This window comes from Pseudomonas sp. FEMGT703P (genome assembly GCF_002786345.1).
GTDB classification, from domain to species: domain Bacteria; phylum Pseudomonadota; class Gammaproteobacteria; order Pseudomonadales; family Pseudomonadaceae; genus Aquipseudomonas; species Aquipseudomonas peli.
The window spans coordinates 265,469-285,616 of record NZ_PGCM01000005.1 but is presented as its reverse complement, the minus strand read 5'-3'; the positions used below and the strand labels follow the sequence as shown (position 1 = coordinate 285,616).

Sequence of the window (20,148 nt, the reverse complement as noted above, 5' to 3'; positions counted from 1 at the left end):
TATAGTGGATAAAACCTCGCAGGAGTTTCTTTGCATGAGCGAAACAGCCAATGAGCGTCGGCGCTTTCACCGCATCGCTTTCGACGCCCCCACCGAGATCGTGCAAGGGGAACGACGCTGGGCGGTCGAATTGCATGACGTGTCGCTGAAAGGTCTGTTAATCAAGCGTCCAAACGGCTGGAATGGCGACCCTAATCAGCCATTCGAGGCCAATATCCAACTGGCCGATGACACCCGTGTGCGGATGGAAGTGGTGCTGACACGCACCCAGTCTGACCTGCTCGGTTTTGTCTGCCGGCATATCGACCTCGACTCGATCAGCCACCTGCGCCGCCTGGTGGAGCTCAATCTCGGCGACGACAGCCTGCTGGAACGCGAACTCGCCGCGCTTGGCGAAGACGAGTAAAAAAGGAGGCCTCGGCCTCCTTTTTTCATCCTGCCTGAGCGGATTTAGAACGTGTTTACGATTTCGCGAGCTAGAGCCAGGCAAGGCAAAAACAGCCGAGAAACGCAGCGCAGCGGAGTAACAGCCAACGGCTGACCCGCAGGGTGAGCGAAGCGAATCACGCGCAGTTTACGAGCTGTAAATGAGCATTCCGAGGCTGTTTTTAACGCCGGGTGGTCGACGCGCAGCAGATCGTAAACAGGTTCTTACTCGAACAACGCATCCAGCGCTTGCTCCAGGCGCGTGACGGCAATCACCTGCAACCCTGGCGGCGGATCTTTCGGCGCATTGCCCTTGGGCACGATGGCGCGCTTGAAGCCGTGTTTGGCCGCCTCTTTCAGACGTTCCTGGCCGCTTGGCACTGGGCGAATCTCGCCAGACAGGCCGACCTCGCCAAACACCAACAGGTCATGCGGCAGCGGCTTATTGCGCAGACTCGAAATCACTGCCGCCATTAGCGCCAGATCGGATGCGGTTTCCAGCACCTTGACCCCGCCCACCACGTTGAGAAACACGTCCTGGTCATAGGTCGGAATGCCGCCATGCCGGTGCAATACGGCCAGGAGCATGGCCAGGCGGTTCTGATCCAGGCCCAGGGTGACGCGTCGCGGGTTGGCCATATGGCTGGTGTCGACCAGCGCCTGCACCTCCACGAGCATCGGCCGGGTGCCTTCCCAGGTGGCCATCACCACGCTGCCGGGGACTTCTTCTTGGGCCCGGGTGAGGAAGATCGCCGAAGGATTGGTGACCTCTTTCAGGCCCTTATCGGTCATGCCGAATACGCCCAACTCGTTGATCGCGCCAAAGCGATTCTTCACCGCGCGCAGCAGGCGCAGGCGGCCATCGGACTCGCCTTCGAAATACAGCACGGTATCAACCATATGCTCGAGCACACGCGGCCCGGCCAGCGCACCTTCCTTGGTCACGTGGCCGACCAGGAAAATCGCCGTGCCGCTCTGCTTGGCAAAGCGCACCAGCAACGCCGCACTTTCGCGCACCTGGGCAACGCCGCCAGGTGCCGACTGCAGCTGCTCGGTAAAGATGGTCTGGATCGAGTCGATCACCATCACCTTGGGCTTTTCCACCCGCGCGGTGGCGATGATGCTTTCAATGCAGGTTTCAGTCATCACCTTGAGCTTGTCTTCCGGCAAGCCCAGGCGGCGGGCGCGCATGGCCACCTGCTGCTGGGATTCCTCACCGGTGACATACAGCGCAGGAAAGCGCGTGGCGATATTGCACAGGGTCTGCAGCAGGATGGTCGACTTGCCGATGCCAGGGTCGCCGCCAATCAGCACCACCGACCCGTCCACCAGACCGCCGCCCAACACGCGATCCAGCTCACCAGAGGCCGTGGAGAAACGCGGTACCTCCTCGACGCTGACCTCGGCCAGGGTCTTGATCTGCACCTGATCACCCGCCCAGCCGGCGCGGCCGCTGGGGGTGGCTGCGTTGGCTTCAAGCAGGGTTTCCACCAGGGTATTCCAGGCCCCGCATTCGCCGCACTGGCCGGCCCATTTCGGGAAGGTGGCGCCGCACTCGGTGCAGCCATACATGCGCTTGGCCTTGGCCATGCCGGACTCCTATAAACGCTGAGCCCGGATCATACGAAATAGCTGGATATATTTACAGTCCCGCACAGCTATCCCTTGCAACCGTTACCACAGCCACAACATTGCCCGGCAGCGCGTTTCAGCCGGCGCGCGAGATCATCCTTGAGGCCAACCCGCTCCTGCTTGAGGGCCAGCAGCGCCTCATCAGCCAGCAGTTCGCTGCCCGCCTCGATCCGGCAGATACGTTTATCCAGGGTTTCGTAGGTATCCGCCAGGCGGGCGAAGTTGGCATCGCCAAGACGCAGCTCATGCAGCGCGCCGCGCAGTTCGGGGAAATCCTTGATCAGCGGATGGTGTTCAACGTGCATGCGGGTAGCCCTCTGAGATAGTCACTGTTTGCAGACTATCCCTCGAACCGGGCCCCGCACTTGACCCGGATCAAAGCAATACCGTTATTACGCGCTGCTAAGAAAATCGGCCAATTCATCCTTGAGGCTGACGCGCTGCATCTTCAGGCCCAGCAGCAGCATCTCATCCATGGCCACCCGCCCGCTCTCCGCCTCATAGATGCGCTTATCCAGCTCTTCATACTCCTCGACCAAGCGAGCGAAATGGCCATTGCTGGACAGCAAGGTATGCAACTGCGTCTTGAACTCGGGAAACTCGCGGTGCAGCGGATGATGTTCCAGTGGCATAACGGCATCCTCGTGGCGGATTCCCCTTGAGCCTAGCCCAGTAGCGCGGGCTCTGCCGAAACGGTCCGGCTGCACGGATGGAGAGCGACTTCTGCTATCTTTGCCCAAGCATCAGGAACCACTTACGAGAACAGGTTATGAGTACGACATCAGGATGTTCGGCTTGCCGTGACGGCCAAGGGTTGGGATTTCCCATCAGCATGGCCTTTCAGCCCATTATCAACCTGAGTACAGGCACCATATTCGCCCACGAAGCGCTGGTGCGCGGCAAAAACGGTGAGTCCGCTGGCAGCCTGCTGAGCAAGCTCAACGCGGATAATTTGTATCCGTTCGACCAAGCCTGCCGAATTACGGCGCTGGAGTGGGCAGCCAAGCTGCAAGTGCCTGCCATGGTCTCGATCAACTTTATGCCCAACGCGGTGTACAAACCCGAGACCTGCATCCGCGCCACGCTGGAGGCCGCTTCGCGATTCAACTTCCCGCTGGAGCGGATCATCTTCGAGGTCACCGAACAGGAGCAGGTGCTGGATATCGACCACCTCACCGGCATTCTGCGCGCGTACCGCAAACAGGGCTTTATGACGGCGATCGATGACTTCGGCGCCGGTTATGCCGGGCTCAATCTGCTGGCCGACTTTCAGCCTGACCTGATCAAGCTGGACATGCAGCTGATCCGCAATATCGAGCAAGACAGCGTGCGGCAGATCCTGGTCGAAGCAACCCTGCAGATGTGCCGCAAGCTGAATATCCGGGTGATTGCCGAGGGCATCGAAAGCATCGGTGAACTGCACGCATTACGCGACATGGGGGTGGAACTGTTCCAAGGCTACCTGCTGGCTAAACCTGCGTTCGAGTCGCTGCCCGAAGTCCATTACCCGGGCTGATAAGTAGCTGGCAAGCGGAGCGTGCTGGATTACACTCAGCGCAACCTCACCTACCAGGGAACGCAGCATGAGCATAATCAGTGAATTCAAAGCCTTTGCGGTCAAGGGCAACGTGGTCGACATGGCCGTGGGCATCATCATCGGCGCGGCCTTTGGCAAGATCGTCTCGTCCTTTGTTGGTGACGTGGTGATGCCACCGCTGGGCGTGCTGATTGGCGGCGTGGACTTCACTGATCTGGCCATCACCCTTAAGGCTGCCGAAGGCGATCTGCCTGCTGTGGTGTTGGCCTACGGCAAATTTATCCAGACCGTGCTCGACTTCCTGATCGTCGCATTCGCCATTTTCATGGGCATCAAGGTGCTCAACAAACTCAAGCGCGAAGAAGAAGCGGCACCCCCAGCACCGGCCCCACCGACCAAGGATCAGGAACTGCTGAGCGAGATCCGCGATTTGCTCAAGACCCAACAAACGAAGGAGTAACACCAGGCAAGCATTGATAAAGGCTCCGGAGGGAGCCTTTGGTTTGCCTGCTAACTGCTACCAGTAATTCTCCACCGCCACCTGCCCCGGCCGTCGGGTCAGGCTAAGCTGCAAGTCGCGCTGTTTTAGCAGCGCGCGGGTGTCGTCGATCATCTGCGGGTTGCCGCAGATCATCAGCCGCGAATGCTCAGGCTCCAGGCTCAGCCCCGCCGCCCGCTCCAGCTCGCCACTGTCCAGCAAGGTGGTGATGCGCCCATGAAGGCAGCCGGGCACCTGCTCGCGGGTGACCAGCGGCAGATAGGTGAAACGATCGGCGTATTCCTGCAGATGTTCCTGCTGCATCAGTCCGTGAATCAGCGGCTGATAGGCTAGCTCGCTGGCCGTGCGCGCGCTGTACACCAGCACCACGCGCTGAAAACGCTGCCACACCTCCAAACCCTGCAGGATCGATAGAAACGGCGCGAGCCCCGTCCCGCTGGCCAGCAGCCAGAGGTCACGGCCATCGGCAAAGCGATCCAGGGTGAGAAAGCCCAGGGCCTGTTTTTCAACTAATAGACTGTCGCCGACCTGCAGCCGACTCAGCTCGGAGGTGAACTCGCCGCCTGGCACGACGATGGAGAAGAACTCAAGAAACTCATCATGAGGCGCCGAGGCCATCGAATAGGCCCGCCAGACCACCGAGCCATCAGCTTTTTCTACGCCAAGACGGGCGAACTGTCCGGCGCGAAAGCGAAATCCGGCATCGCGACTGCAACGCAGGCTGAACAGGCTGGGTGACCAGACCTGAATAGAGCTAAGGGTTTGCCGCGTGTACTTGTCGTCACTAGTCATACGAATACCGGGCCTATGCAGATTGCACAGGCCCAGTGTGGCGCAACGTTCACCGAACAAACACCGGTAAAACCTGGGGGCTCTTGGCTTTGCCCTAAACACGCGCTTAGCGGCGGTTGACGGCCTGAGCGGCACGCAGCACATCTGCGCCGATTTCCGCTTCATAGGTCTTCCACAGCGGGCTCAGTGCGGCGCGCCAGGCGGCACGTTCATCGTCGGTCAAGGTCACCACTTTGGCATGGCCGGCGGCGATGATGCGCTCGCGATCATTGTTGTTCAGCGTTTCGGCATCCTTATTCACCGCGAAGGACACTTCATCGATGATCGCTTCCAGCTCGGTGCGGGTTTTGTAGGGGATGCTGGTCCAGAACTCCTTGCTGCTGATCAGCATATAGCTCAGCGAGCCGTGATTAAGCTCGCTGATAAACGGCTGCACGGTGTCGACCTTCTGGCTGGCGATGTTCGACCAGGGGCCTTCAGTGCCCTGGATGGTGCCGGCCTGCAGCGCTTTGAACGCCTCGGCGAACGGCATTTTCACGGTCTTGGCGCCAAGCTGGCCAAATTGTGCCTGCAGCACCGACGAGGGTTGAATACGGAAGGCCAGATCCTTGGCATCCTCGGGCTTGCGCAGCTCGCGGTTGGCGGTCAGTTGCTTCATGCCGTTGTTCCAATAGGCCAGGCCGTAGATGCCTTGGTTGGACATGGCGTGCAGCAACTCGCGGCTCTTGTCACGCTTCTGGAAGCGTTTGACCGCCTCCAGGTCGTCGAACAGGAACGGCAGGTCAAACACCTGCAATTGCTTGGTGTAAGCCTCGAACTTGGACAGCGACGGCGCCAGCATCTGCACCTTGCCCTCGCGCAGTGCGTTGATCTCCTCGCCATCACCGAACAGCGTCGAGTTCGGGTAAACCTCAACCGCGACCTGCCCGGCTAGGCGCTCTTCGACCAATTTTTTGAACAGCAGTGCACCCTTGCCCTTGGGGGTGTCCTCGGCCACGACATGGGAGAACTTGATCACGATGGGCGCCGTGCCTTCTGCCAGGGCCGGGCTTGCCGCGACCAGCAATGCGCTGAAGGTTAAGGACAACAGTGACTTGAACATGAACATACCTTTTTGCAAATAGAACGCCGTGAAGCCTGCATGGGCAGGCCTCATTGAGTGGGGGTGTGGGCTATGGATGATTCAGTGGACGCGGCAGAGTGCTGCACGGTCCTGATCATCAGGCGCTACCAGATCGCAGCCGGGCTTAATGCTCGGGGCCTGGTTATTATTTGAATGCCGACCTTGCTGACTCATGCTTGCTGACTGATGGGTATCAGACACGACTGAGCGGATCCACAAGGGGGCGGCATTCTTCGGTAAAGCCGTGCGCGGCACAACTGCGATTTGCTGAACCAGCTCTCAGTTCCGAGACTTTTCCGCCACTTGCACCGACAATAGCGACCAACTGCACTTTTTATCGCGCCCTTACGGCCTGCCACCCGAGTTTTCCATGCCTGTGTTCAGCACCCCGTTCGCCCAACTCGACCTGCTTCGCCAACCCGACCAGCCCCACGAGCCGCTGCAGGCGTTCGATGCTGCGGACGAATACCTGCTCAACCATCTGCATGAACAAGGGCTGACGAGCAGCACACGCGTATTGGTGCTGAATGACAGCTTCGGCGCACTGGCGGCCAGCCTCGCTGGGCAGGCGCACGTGACCAGCAGCGGCGACTCACACCTCGGCCACCTGGGCTTGCAGGTCAACCTGCTGCGCAATCAGTTGCCGGCGGATGCCGTGACGTTTGTACCGGCCAGCGCAGTCGCTCAGGGGCCGTTTGATGTGGTGCTGATTCGCGTACCGAAAACCCTGGCGCTGCTGGAGGAGCAACTGATTCGCCTGCACGGCCAGCTCGCCCCAACCGCGCAGGTGATTGCCGCCGCCATGGTCAAGCACCTGCCGCGTGCTGCCGGTGATCTGCTGGAGAAATATATCGGCCCGGTGCAAGCCTCGCTGGCAGTGAAAAAAGCCCGCCTGCTGTTTGCCACATCAGAGGCCAAACCCGCACCCGTATCGCCCTACCCGACGCGTTATCGCCTGGAAAAACCGGCTATCGAGCTGCTCAACCACGCCAACGTGTTCTGCCGCGAAGACCTGGATATCGGCACCCGCGCCTTCCTCCCGCACCTGCCCAAACACCTCAGCCGCGTGCGCGTAGCTGATCTCGGCTGCGGCAACGGCGTACTCGGCATTGCCTATGCACTGGGCAGCCCGCAGGCCGAGCTGACGTTGGTGGATGAGTCTTACATGGCGGTGCAATCCGCCGAAGAAAACTGGCGTGCGGCACTGAATGAGCGCCCGGTAGAGATTCGCGCCGGCGATGGTTTAGCCGAGCAGGCGGAGGATTCGTTGGATCTGGTGCTGTGCAACCCGCCGTTCCACCAGCAACAGGTGGTCGGCGATTTCCTCGCCTGGCGCATGTTCCAGCAGGCCCGCGCCGCGCTGATGACCGGCGGCGAGCTGTGGATAGTCGGCAACCGCCACCTGGGCTACCACGCCAAGCTGAAACGGCTATTCCGTGGTGTCGAACAGGTGGCGGCAACGCCGAAGTTTGTGGTGCTTAAAGCGATCAAATAAGCGCGCTTACGGCGTGCCCATTCCTGCCGCCTGCATAAACAGGCGCAGCAGATAGGACACTGCACCCAGGGCCAGCACACTGCCGGCCCAGATCAGCACCAGCCAGCCGAGGCGCTGCCACAGCGGCTTTTTCTCATCTATGTCGTTCATCACTCGCACCTTAGTGATAGCCGTCTTCTTCAGTGACCTTGCCGCGGAACACGTAATAGCTCCAGGCGGTGTACATCAGGATAAAGGGGATGATGAACAGCGCGCCGACCAGGATAAAGCCCTGGCTCTGCGGCGGTGCGGCGGCTTCCCAGATGCTGATCGACGGCGGGATGATATTCGGCCACAGGCTGATGCCCAGGCCACTGTAGCCGAGGAAGATCAGCGTCAGGGTCAGCAGAAACGGTGAGTAGTTGGCGTTGCGCGCCACCGCGCGCAGCAGCGCCCAGGTGCACAGCAGCACCAGCAGCGGCACCGGCATAAACCAGAAAATATTCGGCAGGCTAAACCAGCGCTCGGCAATTTCCGTATGGGCCAGAGGCGTCCACAGGCTGACAATGCCGGTGACGCCAAGCAGTACAAACACCAGCGGCCGCGCCATATCGTGCATCTGCAGCTGCAGGCGGCCTTCGGTCTTCATGATCAGCCAGGTGCAGCCGAGCAAGGCGTAAGCGGCAATCAACGCCAGGCCGCAGAACAGCGAGAACGGCGTGAGCCAATCCAGCGCGCCGCCGACATAGACGCGATCGACCACCTTGAAGCCGTCGATATAGGCCCCCAGCGCCACGCCCTGGAAGAAGGTCGCAGTCAGTGAGCCGCCGATAAACGCCTTGTCCCAGAGGTGCCGTTTGGCCGCCTTGGCCTTGAAGCGGAACTCGAAGGCCACACCGCGGAAAATCAGCCCCAGCAGCATAAAGATCAGCGGCAGGTACAACGCGCTGAGCACCACCGCGTAGGCCAGCGGAAAGGCGCCGAACAGCGCCGCACCACCGAGCACCAGCCAGGTTTCGTTACCGTCCCAGACCGGTGCCACGGTGTTCATCATCACATCACGCTCGCCTTCGCTTTTGACGAAGGGGAAGAGGATGCCGATGCCCAGGTCGAAGCCGTCCATGACCACATACATCATCACCCCGAAGGCGATGATCACGGCCCAGATCAGCGAGAGATCAATGCCCATGTTCAATTCCTCTCAGCCAGTGAGTCGGTTTCGCCCTCGTCCAAGCCCTCTTCGGGTGCGGACAGCGGACGGGACGGCGTGCGTTTCTGGCCTGGGCCGCCTTCGGCGGGTTCTTTGCCTTCGTCGGTGATCGGGCCCTTGCGCACCAGGCGCATCATGTAGCTGATACCGGCACCAAACAGGGCGAAATACACCACCACAAACAGAATCAGGGTCAGGCTCATCTGCGCAAAACTGTGCCCGGACGAGGCATCGGCGGTGCGCATCAGCCCCTGGATGATCCAGGGCTGACGACCGATTTCCGTGGTGTACCAGCCGGCGAGGATGGCGATGATCCCCGACGGGCCCATCCACACGGCCAGATGGAGGAACGGCCGGCTTTGAAACAGCTTGCCGCGACTGCGCAGCCACAGGCCCCAAAGACCGGTGAGGATCATCAGCATGCCCAGGCCGACCATGATCCGGAAGGTCCAGAACACGATGGTTGAGTTAGGCCGATCTTCCTTGGCGAACTCCTTGAGTGCCGGCACCTGCTTGTCCAGGCTGTGGGTGAGAATCAGGCTGCCGAGGGCGGGAATTTCAATTTTGAAGCGGGTTTCTTCTCGCTCCATATCCGGCCAACCGAACAGAATCAGCGGGGTCGGCTCATCGCCATGATTTTCCCAGTGACCTTCGATCGCCGCGATCTTCGCCGGCTGGTACTTGAGGGTATTCAGGCCATGGAAGTCGCCAATCACCGCCTGAATCGGCGCCACGATCAACGCCATCCACATGGCCATCGACAGCATCTTGCGGATCGCAGGGTTATCACGGCCGCGCAGCAGGTGCCAGGCAGCCGACGCGCCAACAAAGAACGCAGTGGCAAGGAATGCTGCCGTCGCCATATGCGCCAGGCGATAAGGGAACGACGGGTTGAACACCACGGCGAACCAGTCCACCGGAATCACCCGCCCGTCGATGATCTCGAAGCCTTGCGGGGTGTGCATCCAGCTGTTGGAGGCGAGAATCCAGAACGTTGAGATCAGCGTGCCGACCGCCACCATCACCGTGGAGAAGAAGTGCAGGCCCGGGCCGACGCGGTTCCAACCGAACAGCATGACGCCAAGGAAGCCCGCCTCAAGGAAGAACGCGGTAAGCACTTCATAAGTCAGCAGCGGCCCGGTGACCGCACCGGCAAAGTCGGAGAAGGCGCTCCAGTTGGTGCCGAACTGATAGGCCATGACCAGGCCAGACACCACGCCCATGCCGAAGTTGACCGCAAAGATCTTCGCCCAGAAGTGGTAAAGGTCGCGGTATACCTCTTCCCCGGTTTTCAGCCACAGCCCTTCAAGCACCGCCAGGTAACTGGCCAGGCCAATGGTAATGGCCGGAAAGATGATGTGAAAGGAGATGGTAAAAGCGAACTGGATTCGGGCGAGGTCGAGAGCCTCCAATCCAAACATGGCGTTTCCTCAGTCAGGTGATACGGGGCACGGCCACGGGCGCACATGCCAGTCACAAGCAATCAGTCGGGGGGATTATTGTTCTGGGTGAGGCAACTAGCGAGCTGGGCAAAGCCCTCACAACCGCGCGTCGAAGGTGTTGACGCGGGTCATTGCATGTAAAGAGAGTAGCGTTTGCAGGTGCAAGTTCAGCTGTGGTCGATTGTCGCGCGACCGGCTGCCACAAGCACTGCGCGCAGACACAATCTGCCCCTGGCAGCTTGTGCAAGCTCACACCAAGCCCCTAGGCTGCACCTCCCCCCAGTTATCGCTCGAGCCTTTTCGGCCATGTCCCAGCTTCTGCTCCGTCAGCACCGCCCATTCCTGGCCTTCTGGTTCGCCCGGGTGTTCACGGCCAGCGGCTTCCAGATGATTACCGTGGCGATTGGCTGGCAGATGTATTCGCTGACCGGCAACGTGCTGGACCTCGGCCTGGTCGGGCTGATCGAATTCCTGCCGAAGATCCTGTTTATCCTGCTCACCGGGCATGTCGCCGACCGTTTCGACCGGCGCAAGGTGGCGGCGCTCTGCCAGGGCGCACAGGGGCTGATTGCGCTGGGCCTGCTGCTGGGCAGCAGCGCCGGCGGTATCAGCCGCGAAATGATCTTCGTGATTGCCTTTCTGCTCGGCACCGCCCGCGCCTTTGAGATGCCGACCACCCAGGCTCTGCTACCGAATATCGTGCCGCCCGGGCTGTTTCCCGCTGCCGTGGCAGCCTCCGCATCGGCCATGCAGGCCGCCACCATCATCGCGCCGGCGCTGGGCGGTTTGCTCTATGCGCTCGGTACGCACTGGGTCTATGGCCCGGCCGTGCTGTTATACGGTTGCGCCCTGAGCCTGATGCTCAGTCTGCCGGCGCGCCAGTTGCCGCTTAAACAGAAAGTCTCGTTGGATTCGCTACTGGCCGGCTTTCGCTTTATCCGCAGCCGCCCTGCCGTGTTCGGCGCGGTATCGATGGACATGCTAGCGGTGCTACTCAGCGGCGCCACCGCGCTGCTGCCGGTGTTTGCCAAGGACATTCTGCTCACCGGGCCATGGGGCCTCGGCCTGCTGCGTTCGGCACCGGCCGTTGGCGCACTGCTGATGTCGTTGTGGCTGGCGCGCTTTCCCATCGAGCGACGGGTCGGCCCGGTGATGTTCAGCTCAGTGGCGATCTTCGGCGTGGCGACCATCGGCTTCGGCCTGTCCACCTCGCAGTGGTTCAGCCTGGCGGCACTGGTGGTCTTGGGCGCGGCGGACATGATCAGCATGGTGATTCGCGGCGCCTTCGTGCAGCTGCAAACCCCGGACGAGATGCGCGGCCGTGTCGGCGCGGTCAACGGCCTGTTTATCGGTGCGTCCAATCAGCTCGGCGATTTCCGCGCCGGGGTCAGCGCGGCCTGGTTCGGCACCGTACCGGCAGTGCTGATCGGTGGCGTCGGGGCGATTCTGGTCACTGGCCTGTGGATCCGTTTGTTCCCCGAGCTGGCCAAACGTGACCATCTGCACCCGCAAGGGCCCGAGCGAAGTAACGACTAGCTGACCAACATGGCCTCGGCGACCTGCTTGCGCACGGCCTTGCCGCACAGCTGTTCGACCAGGGTCAGAGCAAACGCCAGGGCGGTGCCGGGACCCTGACTGGTGATGCAGTTGCCATCAACCACCACTGGCTGATCGACAAACACACAACCGCTGAGGCGATCACTGAACGCCGGATAACAGGTCATGCGCCGCTGCCTGAGCACGCCGTACTGCTGCAGGGCGACGGCGGGTGCCGCGCAGATGGCCGCAAACAGCTTGCCGGCCTTGGCCTGCTCGCGCACCCGCTCGGCCAACGGCTCGTGCTCGGCGAGGTGTTGTGCGCCAGGCATGCCGCCGGGCAGCACGATCAGGTCGAAGGGCTGGGCCAGAACGTCGACCAGCATGGTATCGGCGGTCAATCGCGTGCCACGGGCACAGGTGATCATCCGTCGGCTTTCGATACTGGCCACCACCACCTCAACCTCGGCCCGCCGCAGTACGTCAATCAGGGTTACGCATTCGAGGTCTTCAACACCATCGGCAACGCTGATAAGAGCCCGTGCAGTCATTGTTTCGCTCCTTGTTCTGGCCGTGCATAAACTGTCCGAGCGGTCATAAATTCACCAGCTCCAGACGAGCTGATATGATGCGCGCCTTTTTCCAGATCGCCAGCAAAAACATGCACCCACGCGTGGATGTGCTTTGCTTTCGGTTTGCATAAACACGGCAAAAAAGCCGTTACGGGGAGCGCCACATGCTGGAAAGACTGTTCCAACTCAAAGCCCATAACACCACGGTACGCACCGAGTGCTTGGCGGGCCTGACCACCTTCCTGACCATGGCCTACATCCTCTTCGTCAACCCGAGCATCCTCGGCGAAACCGGCATGGATAAAGGCGCGATCTTCGTCGCCACCTGCCTGGCTGCCGCCATCGGCTCGGCGATCATGGGCCTGATCGCCAACTACCCGATTGCCCTGGCACCGGGCATGGGCCTCAACGCCTTCTTTACTTACACCGTGGTACTGGGCATGGGCCACACCTGGCAGGTGGCGCTGGGCGCGGTATTCCTCTCAGCCTGCCTGTTCCTGCTGCTGTCGATCTTCAAGATCCGCGAATGGATCATCAACAGCATCCCCCTGGAGCTGCGCTCGGCGATAGCCGCCGGTATCGGCCTGTTCCTCGCACTGATCGCCCTGCAAAGCGCCGGCATCGTGGTCGACCACCCAGCCACGCTGGTGGGCATGGGCGACCTCAGCAAGCCCCAGGCACTGCTGGCAATTCTCGGTTTCTTCGTGATCGTCGGCCTGGAGGCGCGCAAGGTCACCGGCGCAGTACTGATCGGCATTCTGCTGATTACCCTGATCAGCATGGCCCTGGGCATTTCGCAGTTTGGCGGCGTGGTCTCGATGCCGCCGTCGCTGGCACCGACCTTCCTGCAGCTGGACATCATGGGCGCGCTGGATATTGGTCTGATCAGCGTGATTTTCGCCTTCCTGTTCGTCGATCTGTTCGACAACTCCGGCACCCTGATTGCCGTCGCCAAGAAGGCTGGACTGATGCGCAAGGACGGCCATATGCCGAAGATGGGGCGTGCGCTGATCGCCGACAGCACTGCCGCCATGGGCGGCTCGCTGCTGGGCACCTCGACCACCACCAGCTACATCGAATCGGCCGCCGGGGTATCCGCTGGCGGGCGTACCGGCCTGACCGCCTGCGTGGTCGCCGTGCTGTTTCTGCTGGCGCTGTTCTTTGCCCCGCTGGCAGGCAGTGTGCCGGCCTTCGCCACGGCACCCGCGCTGATGTTCGTCGCGGTGCTGATGACCGCCGGGATGGCCGAGATCGACTGGGAAGACATCACCGTTGCCGCACCCGTGCTGATCACCGCCCTGGCTATGCCGCTGACCTTCTCCATCGCGTCCGGCATCGCCTTCGGCTTTATTGCCTGGGTGGCCGCCAAGACCCTGGCTGGCCGCTGGCGCGAGCTGAACCTGATGCTGGTGATCCTTGCCGGCTTCTGCGTGGTCAAGCTCGGCCTGTTCTCTTAAGCCCGTTCGCATCGCCCGCCAGCAGCTATGCCGGCGGGCGCCTCCAGCGCTGATTAGCGAGTAATCCATGAGCCGTTCCCAGTTCGATCCCGCCAACTACGCCGCCCAACTTGCGGAGAAGCAGCAGCGCCTGATCGAGCTGTTGGCACCGTTCAACGCCCCTGCACCCGACGTATTCGAATCGCCGCGCGAGCACTATCGCCTGCGCGCTGAATTCCGCCTGTGGCGTGAAGGTGAGGATCGCCATTACGCAATGTTCGAGGCCGGTGATAACCTCAATCCGATTTTCTTTGAAGATTTCCCCATCGCCAGCGCGCAGATCAACGCCCTGATGCCGCGCCTGAAGGCTGCCTGGCAGGCCAGCAGCGCCCTGAGCTTCAAGCTGTTCCAGGTAGAGTTCCTGACCACCCTGGCCGGCGACGGACTGATTACCCTGTGCTACCACCGCCCACTGGATGCCGCCTGGCAGGCCGACGCTGAAAAGCTCGCCGCCGAACTGCAGGTCAGCATCATTGGCCGCTCCAAGGGCAAGCGCATCGTCATTGGTAAGGACTATGTCGAGGAGAAACTGCAGGTCGCCGGACGCACGTTCAGCTACCGCCAACCGGAGGGGGCGTTTACTCAACCCAACGGTGAAGTGAACCAGAAGATGCTCGCCTGGGCCTATGACGCGCTTGGTGAACGCTCGGACGATTTGCTTGAGCTGTACTGCGGCAACGGCAACTTCACCCTGCCGCTGGCCACCCGCGTGCGCAAGGTGCTGGCCACCGAGATCAGCAAGTCCTCGGTGAATGCCGCACTGGCCAACCTGGCCGACAACGGCGTGGACAACATCACGCTGGTGCGCCTGTCTGCCGAGGAGCTGACCGAAGCGCTGAATGACGTGCGACCGTTCCGCCGCCTAGCCGATATTGACCTGAAGAGTTACGACTTCGGCTGCGTATTCGTCGACCCGCCGCGCGCCGGCATGGACCCGGACACCTGCGAGCTGACCCGACGCTTCGAGCGCATTCTGTACATCTCCTGCAACCCGGAGACCCTGGCCGCCAACATCGCCCAACTCAACGACACGCACAAGGTGACGCGCTGCGCGCTGTTCGACCAGTTCCCCTATACCCACCATATGGAATCGGGTGTGCTGCTGGAGCGCCGTTAAGCCTACAGGCGCTGCAAGCCGCGCAGCGCCCAATAGCTCAGCCCCGCCGATACCACTTCCAACAGCAGCGCGTAGAGATTGAAGGTCTGCTGCGCGCCACCATCCAGCCACAGCCCGCCAATGCGTGCCAACGCCAGCGCGCTGTAGAGCAGCCCCAGCAGAGTCAGCGCAGCGCGCGTCAGGTCCAGCCGACTCAGCGACAAGCCGAGAAACGCCGCCAGCCCCAGTTGCAAGCCACCGTAGAACGCCCGCATATCCGTGGCGGCCGCCGGCGACATCAGCAACATACCGCTGAGGTTGGCCATTTCATGGGGACGCACAAAATAGGCCAGCCCCAGCCCCGCCAATGCCAACAGTTGAATCACCAGTACTGCGCGTGCAAACAACATGAACACCCCTCCCCCTGAAATCGAGCACGCAGCATAAGCTGCGCCCGTCCGATTCGGAAATCGCAGGTGGTTGGCCACGGCCACCCGGCGCTATGCTCAGCCTTTCACCTGCCAGGAGTTACCCGATGCGCCAGTTGCTTGTTCTCGCCGGGCTGTTTGTCAGCAGCCTGAGTTTCGCCGCCGAACCCCTGACCATCGACGTGCATCGCGACGCCAACTGCGGTTGCTGCAAGGCCTGGATCAGCCACCTGCAGGACAACGGCTTTAACGTTGTCGATCATGTCGAAACCGATATGAGCGCGGTCAAACAGCGCCTGGGCGTGCCGCCGCGCCTGTCCTCCTGCCATACCGGAGTGATCAACGGCCAGTTTGTCGAAGGCCATGTACCGGCCGCCGACATTCTCAAAATGCGCAAACAGCCCGACCTGCTCGGCGCGGCCGTACCGGGCATGCCAGCCGGCTCACCGGGTATGGAATACGGCAATGTGCGCGACGCCTATCAAGTCATCGGCCTGGATAAGCAAGGCGCAGAGCGGGTGATCAGCGAATACCCCACCATTGAATAAGTGACGACTGCACTGGCGTAGTTCAAGCCTGCGGACGACACTCACGCTCGACAGACACAGGACGATAGCGATGCGCTGGAAACGCGGTAGACGCAGTGACAACGTGGTGGATGCGCGCGGCAGCGGCTCACGCATGGGCGGCGGCAAAGGGCTGACCCTGGGCGGAGTGGCCATCGTGGTGATCGTCGGCCTGCTCAGCGGCCAGGACCCGATGCAGATACTCGGCCAGCTGGCCGGGCAAGCCATGCAGGGCGGCTCGGTCAGCGCGCCGCAAGGCTCAACGCCTGCCGCCAATGACGAGCAGTCGGAATTCGTCCGCGCGGTGCTCGGCGATACCGAGGACACCTGGCGGGAAATCTTCCAGGGCGCCAACCGGCAGTACAAGGACCCGACCCTGGTGCTGTTTCGCGGCGGGGTGAATTCCGCCTGTGGCTTTGCCAACTCGGCAGTCGGGCCGTTCTATTGTCCAGGCGATCAGCGGGTGTACATCGACCTGGCGTTCTTCCGCGAGCTGGAACAACGCTTTGGCGCCGCCGGCGACTTTGCGCAGGCCTATGTGATTGCCCATGAAGTTGGCCACCACGTGCAGACTCTGCTCGGCGTCTCGGCCAAGGTCAACGCTGCCCGCCAACGCGGCGAACGGGTGGAGGGTGCGAACGGGCTACTGGTACGCCAGGAGTTGCAGGCCGACTGCCTGGCCGGGGTGTGGGCCTATCACGGTCAGCAGCGCCATGACTGGCTGGAGCCAGGCGATATTGAAGAAGCGCTGAACGCCGCCAATGCCATCGGCGATGACCGCTTGCAGAAGCAGGCCCGCGGCCAGGTGGTGCCTGACTCCTTCACCCACGGCACCTCGGAGCAGCGCGTGCGCTGGTTCAAGACCGGTTTCGACGGCGGCGATGTCGGCCGCTGCGATACGTTCAAGGCCACGCGGCTGTAAACCAGACAAACGCCCAAGATATTCAGCGCAAAAAAATGCCGCTTACCGGATCAGGTAAGCGGCATTTTTTATCGGCGGGACGCTCTGTCTATTGCGCCCAAGGCGGTGGTGGCTCTTCGCCTTTGGGTTCGTCTTCGGCACTCAGCAGCGCCTGACGGCGCGCTTCGTCGGCCAAGGCGGCCTTGATTTCGCGCATCACCGCATCGATATCGGCTTCTTCTTCCGGGTCATCGAACTCACCCGTCAGCGGGCTCTCTGGGGTCAGTTCACCGGCCTCATAGAGCGCCCACATTTCCTTGGCGTACTTGGTGAATTTCAATTCCGGGGCAAACTGACCGAAATACTCAGCCATGTTGCGCACATCGCGCTCAAGCATCTTGAACGCATGGTTGTTGCCGGCCGCATCCACCGCTTGTGGCAAGTCGATAATCACCGGGCCACCCGGATCAAGCAGCACGTTGAATTCCGACAGGTCACCATGCACCAGGCCAGCGCAGAGCATTTTCACCACTTCATGAATCATAAAAGCGTGGAATTCGCGGGCATCGTCCGGGTGCAGGTCGACATCATTGAGGCGCGGAGCCGCGTCGCCCTCACCGTCATCGACCAGTTCCATGAGCAACACGCCTTCAAGGAAGTCATACGGCTTGGGCACCCGCACCCCGGCGTTGGCCAGGCGGAACAAGGCGGCAACCTCGGCATTCTGCCAGGCATCTTCCTGGCCCTTACGGCCGTACTTCGAACCTTTGGCCATGGCCCGGGCATCACGGCTGTTGCGCACCTTGCGGCCTTCCTGGTACTCGGCGGCTTGGCGAAAACTGCGTTTATTGGCTTCCTTGTAGACCTTGGCGACGCGCAGTTCCTCACCGCAGCGCACCACGTAGACCGCGGCTTCTTTACCGCTCATCAGCGGGCGTATCACTTCATCGACCAGCCCGGCTTCGACCAGGGGCTCAATACGTTTTGGCGTCTTCATCAGCTTTAATCAGGGGTCCTGTGTTGCCCAAGTCGACTCTGCCGCCCGTTATACGGCAATCTTTACGCAGCGCCCACCCTCCTGTCAGCACACCCCGTATTACCTGGCGCCAGCCAGACCGATCGAAGGCTGAGTAAATCGCTCAATCATGCCGCCTAGCGGTGTGTTAAGTGGCGCACATGCAGCAAACCCGGTGTTACAAACACACGCGCCATGCAACCAAAAGGGATTTAACACTGTCCCATTCGCTGTATATTCGCCAGCCGGTCATGCCACGCGCAAGGACCCTTACCACTACCCCGCGAAGGCGCCTCGCCTGAGCCTGCATGATTGGGGGGAAACAACTGTGAAACATGCCCAATCTGGCAGCAGCACCCTGCCCCAGCAGCCACATCTTCAGGCGCGCAACGCAGTGGGCAGTCTGGCCGCCAAGCGCCACGCGCACCCTAAGCGCTGCAACGGCATCGCTGCGCTGCACATCGCCTCCAGCCATGTCGTCACCGATACGCCTGCACGCTACATCAGCCGCCTGTGTGCGCAGTTTGCGCACAAGTTGCCCGTCAGTTTCGGTGACCACCACGGTCGCATCGAATTTGCCTTCGGCCTCTCGCACCTGCATGCGGATCGCACCGGCCTGCATATCACTGTCCTGAGTAATAACCCGCAGGACCTGAACAAGCTCAAGCACCTGATAGCCACACACTTCGAGCGCTTTGCCTGGCAAGGCGAGTTGGACCTCGCGTGGCAGTAGCCCACGAAACCCCACCACGCAGGTGAGCACCTCAGGGTGCCAATAACTGCTGCCGCAGCGCCTCGATGGCATAACGCACTTTGGCCGGTTGTGCATCGCGGCGCGGTGTCACCAAATAAATACCAAACGGCGGCAGGCGCCAGTGCGGCAGTAGCTCACGCAAACTGCCATTGGCCAACTCTTCGTGCACTTCCTGCTCCGGTTGCAGCGATACGCCCATACCGGCCAAGGTGAAATGGCGCACGGCGAGGATGTTGTTGCAGCCAACCCGGCTTTCCACACGCAGCTTCTCGACCTGGGCGTGTGGCCCATGCAGCTCCAGCAAGTTGAACGCACTGTCACTGTGCAAAATCAGCCAGTCCAGGCCGATCAGGTCCTGAGGCTGAGTGATCGGCGGTTTGCGCAGCAGATAGGCCGGCGCAGCGCACAGCAACATGCGTGTATCACCGATATGCCGCGCCACCAGGCTGGAGTCATCCAGATGGCCGACACGAATGGCCAGGTCGATGCGCTGTTCGACCAGATCGACCTGCTCATCCTGAAAAAACAGCTTGAGGCTCAGGCCACTATGCGCCTGCAACAGCGGCGCCAGTGCCGCGCTAAGCCGCCGCCCGGAAAACCCCACAGGCGCGGCAATACGCAGCTCGCCCACTGGTGCATCGCGCAGCTCGGCCAACCGCTGCTCGGCCTGCTGCGCCAGCGCCAGCACCTGAGCGCAACTCTGGTAGAAGGTCGCACCCGCTTCGGTCAGGGTCAGCTTGCGCGTAGTGCGGTGCAGCAGGCTGACCTGGGTGCTGTCTTCCAGTTTGCGAATCTGCTGACTGACTGCTGAGGCCGTCATCCCCAACACTTCAGCCGCCGCCACCATGGAGCCTCGATCGACCACGGTGGCGAACACCGCCATGCGCTTTAACTGCTCCATTCGTAAGCCCTGCTTAATAGTTAAAGCCTTTTTAGCCTATTTTTCTGCCCTTTACCCAGCTGCGATCATTGCTCTCACCTAATCGCACCTGGAGAACCCCATGAAACTCGCCCTGATCGGCGCCAGCGGCTTTGTTGGCGCAGCTGTTCTGCAAGAAGCCCTGGACCGTGGCCATCAGGTCACCGGCATCGTTCGTAATCCCGCGAAGCTGCCACAGCACCCTGCGCTTAACGCCGTGGCGGGCGATGCCTACAACGCCGAGGCCCTGGCCGCACACCTCAAGGGCCACGATGCAGTGATTCACGCCTTTAATCCCGGCTGGGGCACAGCGGATATTCGCGAACGCTTTATCCAGGGCAGCCAGGCGATCATCGCGGCCAGCAAACAGGCCGATGTGCAGCGACTTCTGGTGGTCGGCGGCGCGGGCAGCCTGTATGTCGCACCGGGCCTGCAATTGATCGACACCCCGGACTTCCCCGCCGAATACAAGGAAGGCGCCGAAGGCGCGCGGCAGGCACTCAACCTGCTCAAGGCTGAAACTGCACTGGCCTGGAGCTTTATCTCGCCACCGGCGCTGCTGCAGCCCGGCGCGCGCAGCGGGCAGTTCCGCATCGGCGGCGATCAGTTGCTGATGAATGGCGACGCCCCGGCGCAGATCTCGGTCGCCGATTTGGCCGTGGCCATCATTGATGAGCTGGAGCGCCCACATCACCTGCGCCAACGCTTTACCGTTGGCTATTAAGCCGTC

Annotated in this window: 23 protein-coding genes; 11 read left to right on the top strand and 12 right to left on the bottom strand. The window is 61.4% G+C overall.

The annotated features are described in order from the left end of the window. The first annotated feature begins 34 nt into the window (after positions 1–34). Positions 35–406, top strand: coding sequence for a PilZ domain-containing protein (locus tag CUR33_RS05175; protein ID WP_090249454.1), 372 nt, complete (start codon positions 35–37; stop codon positions 404–406). 245 nt (positions 407–651) lie between these two features. Here CUR33_RS05175 and radA read toward each other — a convergent pair whose 3' ends face one another. The 3 genes from radA to CUR33_RS05160 all read right to left on the bottom strand — a co-directional run bounded on the left by radA (position 652) and on the right by CUR33_RS05160 (position 2,690). Beyond that, a complete protein-coding gene (gene radA, locus CUR33_RS05170) occupies positions 652–2,016 on the bottom strand; it encodes a DNA repair protein RadA (protein ID WP_090249458.1) in 1,365 nt (454 codons plus the stop codon). Between the two features lie 68 nt (positions 2,017–2,084). Next, positions 2,085–2,363, bottom strand: a complete 279-nt coding sequence (locus CUR33_RS05165; protein ID WP_160085589.1) for a YdcH family protein — start codon at positions 2,361–2,363, stop codon at positions 2,085–2,087. An 87-nt stretch (positions 2,364–2,450) separates the two neighbouring features. Further along, positions 2,451–2,690 (bottom strand): YdcH family protein, encoded by a 240-nt coding sequence (locus CUR33_RS05160; protein WP_090249465.1) that lies wholly within the window; start codon positions 2,688–2,690, stop codon positions 2,451–2,453. A gap of 137 nt (positions 2,691–2,827) precedes the next feature. Between CUR33_RS05160 and CUR33_RS05155 the strand changes: the two genes are divergently transcribed. Together CUR33_RS05155 and mscL are read left to right on the top strand one after the other, a co-directional pair. Further along, positions 2,828–3,574 carry an EAL domain-containing protein gene (locus CUR33_RS05155; RefSeq protein WP_090249468.1) on the top strand — a complete coding sequence of 249 codons (747 nt, stop codon included), beginning with the start codon at positions 2,828–2,830 and terminating at the stop codon, positions 3,572–3,574. 67 nt (positions 3,575–3,641) lie between these two features. After that, positions 3,642–4,055 (top strand): large-conductance mechanosensitive channel protein MscL, encoded by a 414-nt coding sequence (mscL, locus tag CUR33_RS05150; protein ID WP_289238896.1) that lies wholly within the window; start codon positions 3,642–3,644, stop codon positions 4,053–4,055. A gap of 57 nt (positions 4,056–4,112) precedes the next feature. Here the strand turns inward: mscL and CUR33_RS05145 are convergent, their stop codons facing one another. Both CUR33_RS05145 and CUR33_RS05140 read right to left on the bottom strand, forming a co-directional pair. After that, positions 4,113–4,886, bottom strand: coding sequence for a ferredoxin--NADP reductase (locus CUR33_RS05145; RefSeq protein ID WP_289238895.1), 774 nt, complete (start codon positions 4,884–4,886; stop codon positions 4,113–4,115). A gap of 106 nt (positions 4,887–4,992) precedes the next feature. After that, positions 4,993–5,988, bottom strand: coding sequence for a DctP family TRAP transporter solute-binding subunit (locus CUR33_RS05140; RefSeq protein ID WP_282874952.1), 996 nt, complete (start codon positions 5,986–5,988; stop codon positions 4,993–4,995). Positions 5,989–6,379: 391 nt separating this feature from the next. Between CUR33_RS05140 and CUR33_RS05135 the strand changes: the two genes are divergently transcribed. Next, positions 6,380–7,504, top strand: coding sequence for a methyltransferase (locus CUR33_RS05135; RefSeq protein WP_289238894.1), 1,125 nt, complete (start codon positions 6,380–6,382; stop codon positions 7,502–7,504). 6 nt (positions 7,505–7,510) lie between these two features. Here CUR33_RS05135 and CUR33_RS05130 read toward each other — a convergent pair whose 3' ends face one another. Genes CUR33_RS05130 through CUR33_RS05120 form a run of 3 tightly spaced genes read right to left on the bottom strand, consistent with a single transcriptional unit; the run spans position 7,511 to position 10,114 of the window. After that, complete coding sequence (locus CUR33_RS05130) at positions 7,511–7,654, bottom strand: DUF2474 domain-containing protein (protein WP_275960633.1); 144 nt, start codon at positions 7,652–7,654, stop codon at positions 7,511–7,513. 10 nt (positions 7,655–7,664) lie between these two features. After that, the gene (gene cydB / locus CUR33_RS05125) at positions 7,665–8,672 is read right to left on the bottom strand and encodes a cytochrome d ubiquinol oxidase subunit II (protein ID WP_167142834.1); all 1,008 of its coding nucleotides are present in this window, start codon (positions 8,670–8,672) and stop codon (positions 7,665–7,667) included. Between the two features lie 2 nt (positions 8,673–8,674). After that, the gene (locus tag CUR33_RS05120) at positions 8,675–10,114 is read right to left on the bottom strand and encodes a cytochrome ubiquinol oxidase subunit I (RefSeq protein ID WP_289238893.1); all 1,440 of its coding nucleotides are present in this window, start codon (positions 10,112–10,114) and stop codon (positions 8,675–8,677) included. A gap of 327 nt (positions 10,115–10,441) precedes the next feature. On the opposite strand from CUR33_RS05120, the gene CUR33_RS05115 reads away from it, so the two are divergent. Continuing rightward, positions 10,442–11,671 (top strand): MFS transporter, encoded by a 1,230-nt coding sequence (locus CUR33_RS05115; RefSeq protein ID WP_289238892.1) that lies wholly within the window; start codon positions 10,442–10,444, stop codon positions 11,669–11,671. Here CUR33_RS05115 and CUR33_RS05110 read toward each other — a convergent pair. Continuing rightward, positions 11,668–12,222 carry a DJ-1 family glyoxalase III gene (locus CUR33_RS05110; protein WP_282874948.1) on the bottom strand — a complete coding sequence of 185 codons (555 nt, stop codon included), beginning with the start codon at positions 12,220–12,222 and terminating at the stop codon, positions 11,668–11,670. The genes CUR33_RS05115 and CUR33_RS05110 overlap by 4 nt on opposite strands. A gap of 185 nt (positions 12,223–12,407) precedes the next feature. On the opposite strand from CUR33_RS05110, the gene CUR33_RS05105 reads away from it, so the two are divergent. Both CUR33_RS05105 and trmA read left to right on the top strand, forming a co-directional pair. Beyond that, on the top strand, positions 12,408–13,700 hold the full coding sequence (locus CUR33_RS05105) for an NCS2 family permease (protein WP_090249495.1): 1,293 nt from the start codon (positions 12,408–12,410) through the stop codon (positions 13,698–13,700). Between the two features lie 67 nt (positions 13,701–13,767). After that, positions 13,768–14,856: a tRNA (uridine(54)-C5)-methyltransferase TrmA gene (trmA, locus tag CUR33_RS05100; RefSeq protein ID WP_289238891.1), complete on the top strand. Its 1,089-nt coding sequence runs from the start codon at positions 13,768–13,770 to the stop codon at positions 14,854–14,856. A gap of 2 nt (positions 14,857–14,858) precedes the next feature. Here trmA and CUR33_RS05095 read toward each other — a convergent pair whose 3' ends face one another. Beyond that, on the bottom strand, positions 14,859–15,245 hold the full coding sequence (locus tag CUR33_RS05095) for a DUF4345 domain-containing protein (protein ID WP_289238890.1): 387 nt from the start codon (positions 15,243–15,245) through the stop codon (positions 14,859–14,861). Between the two features lie 125 nt (positions 15,246–15,370). On the opposite strand from CUR33_RS05095, the gene CUR33_RS05090 reads away from it, so the two are divergent. Then, positions 15,371–15,811, top strand: coding sequence for a DUF411 domain-containing protein (locus CUR33_RS05090; RefSeq protein ID WP_167142849.1), 441 nt, complete (start codon positions 15,371–15,373; stop codon positions 15,809–15,811). A 70-nt stretch (positions 15,812–15,881) separates the two neighbouring features. Next, entirely contained in the window at positions 15,882–16,751 is an 870-nt protein-coding gene (gene ypfJ / locus CUR33_RS05085; protein ID WP_289238889.1) for a KPN_02809 family neutral zinc metallopeptidase, read from the top strand. Between the two features lie 88 nt (positions 16,752–16,839). Here the strand turns inward: ypfJ and CUR33_RS05080 are convergent, their stop codons facing one another. Further along, positions 16,840–17,727 (bottom strand): PA4780 family RIO1-like protein kinase, encoded by an 888-nt coding sequence (locus CUR33_RS05080; protein ID WP_289238888.1) that lies wholly within the window; start codon positions 17,725–17,727, stop codon positions 16,840–16,842. A gap of 346 nt (positions 17,728–18,073) precedes the next feature. On the opposite strand from CUR33_RS05080, the gene CUR33_RS05075 reads away from it, so the two are divergent. Continuing rightward, a complete protein-coding gene (locus CUR33_RS05075; RefSeq protein ID WP_354000939.1) occupies positions 18,074–18,478 on the top strand; it encodes a DUF2218 domain-containing protein in 405 nt (134 codons plus the stop codon). Between the two features lie 31 nt (positions 18,479–18,509). On the opposite strand, the gene CUR33_RS05070 is transcribed toward CUR33_RS05075, so the two are convergent. Beyond that, the gene (locus CUR33_RS05070) at positions 18,510–19,400 is read right to left on the bottom strand and encodes a LysR family transcriptional regulator (RefSeq protein WP_289238887.1); all 891 of its coding nucleotides are present in this window, start codon (positions 19,398–19,400) and stop codon (positions 18,510–18,512) included. A 100-nt stretch (positions 19,401–19,500) separates the two neighbouring features. Between CUR33_RS05070 and CUR33_RS05065 the strand changes: the two genes are divergently transcribed. After that, positions 19,501–20,142: an NAD(P)-dependent oxidoreductase gene (locus CUR33_RS05065; protein ID WP_289238886.1), complete on the top strand. Its 642-nt coding sequence runs from the start codon at positions 19,501–19,503 to the stop codon at positions 20,140–20,142. Positions 20,143–20,148 lie beyond the last annotated feature (6 nt).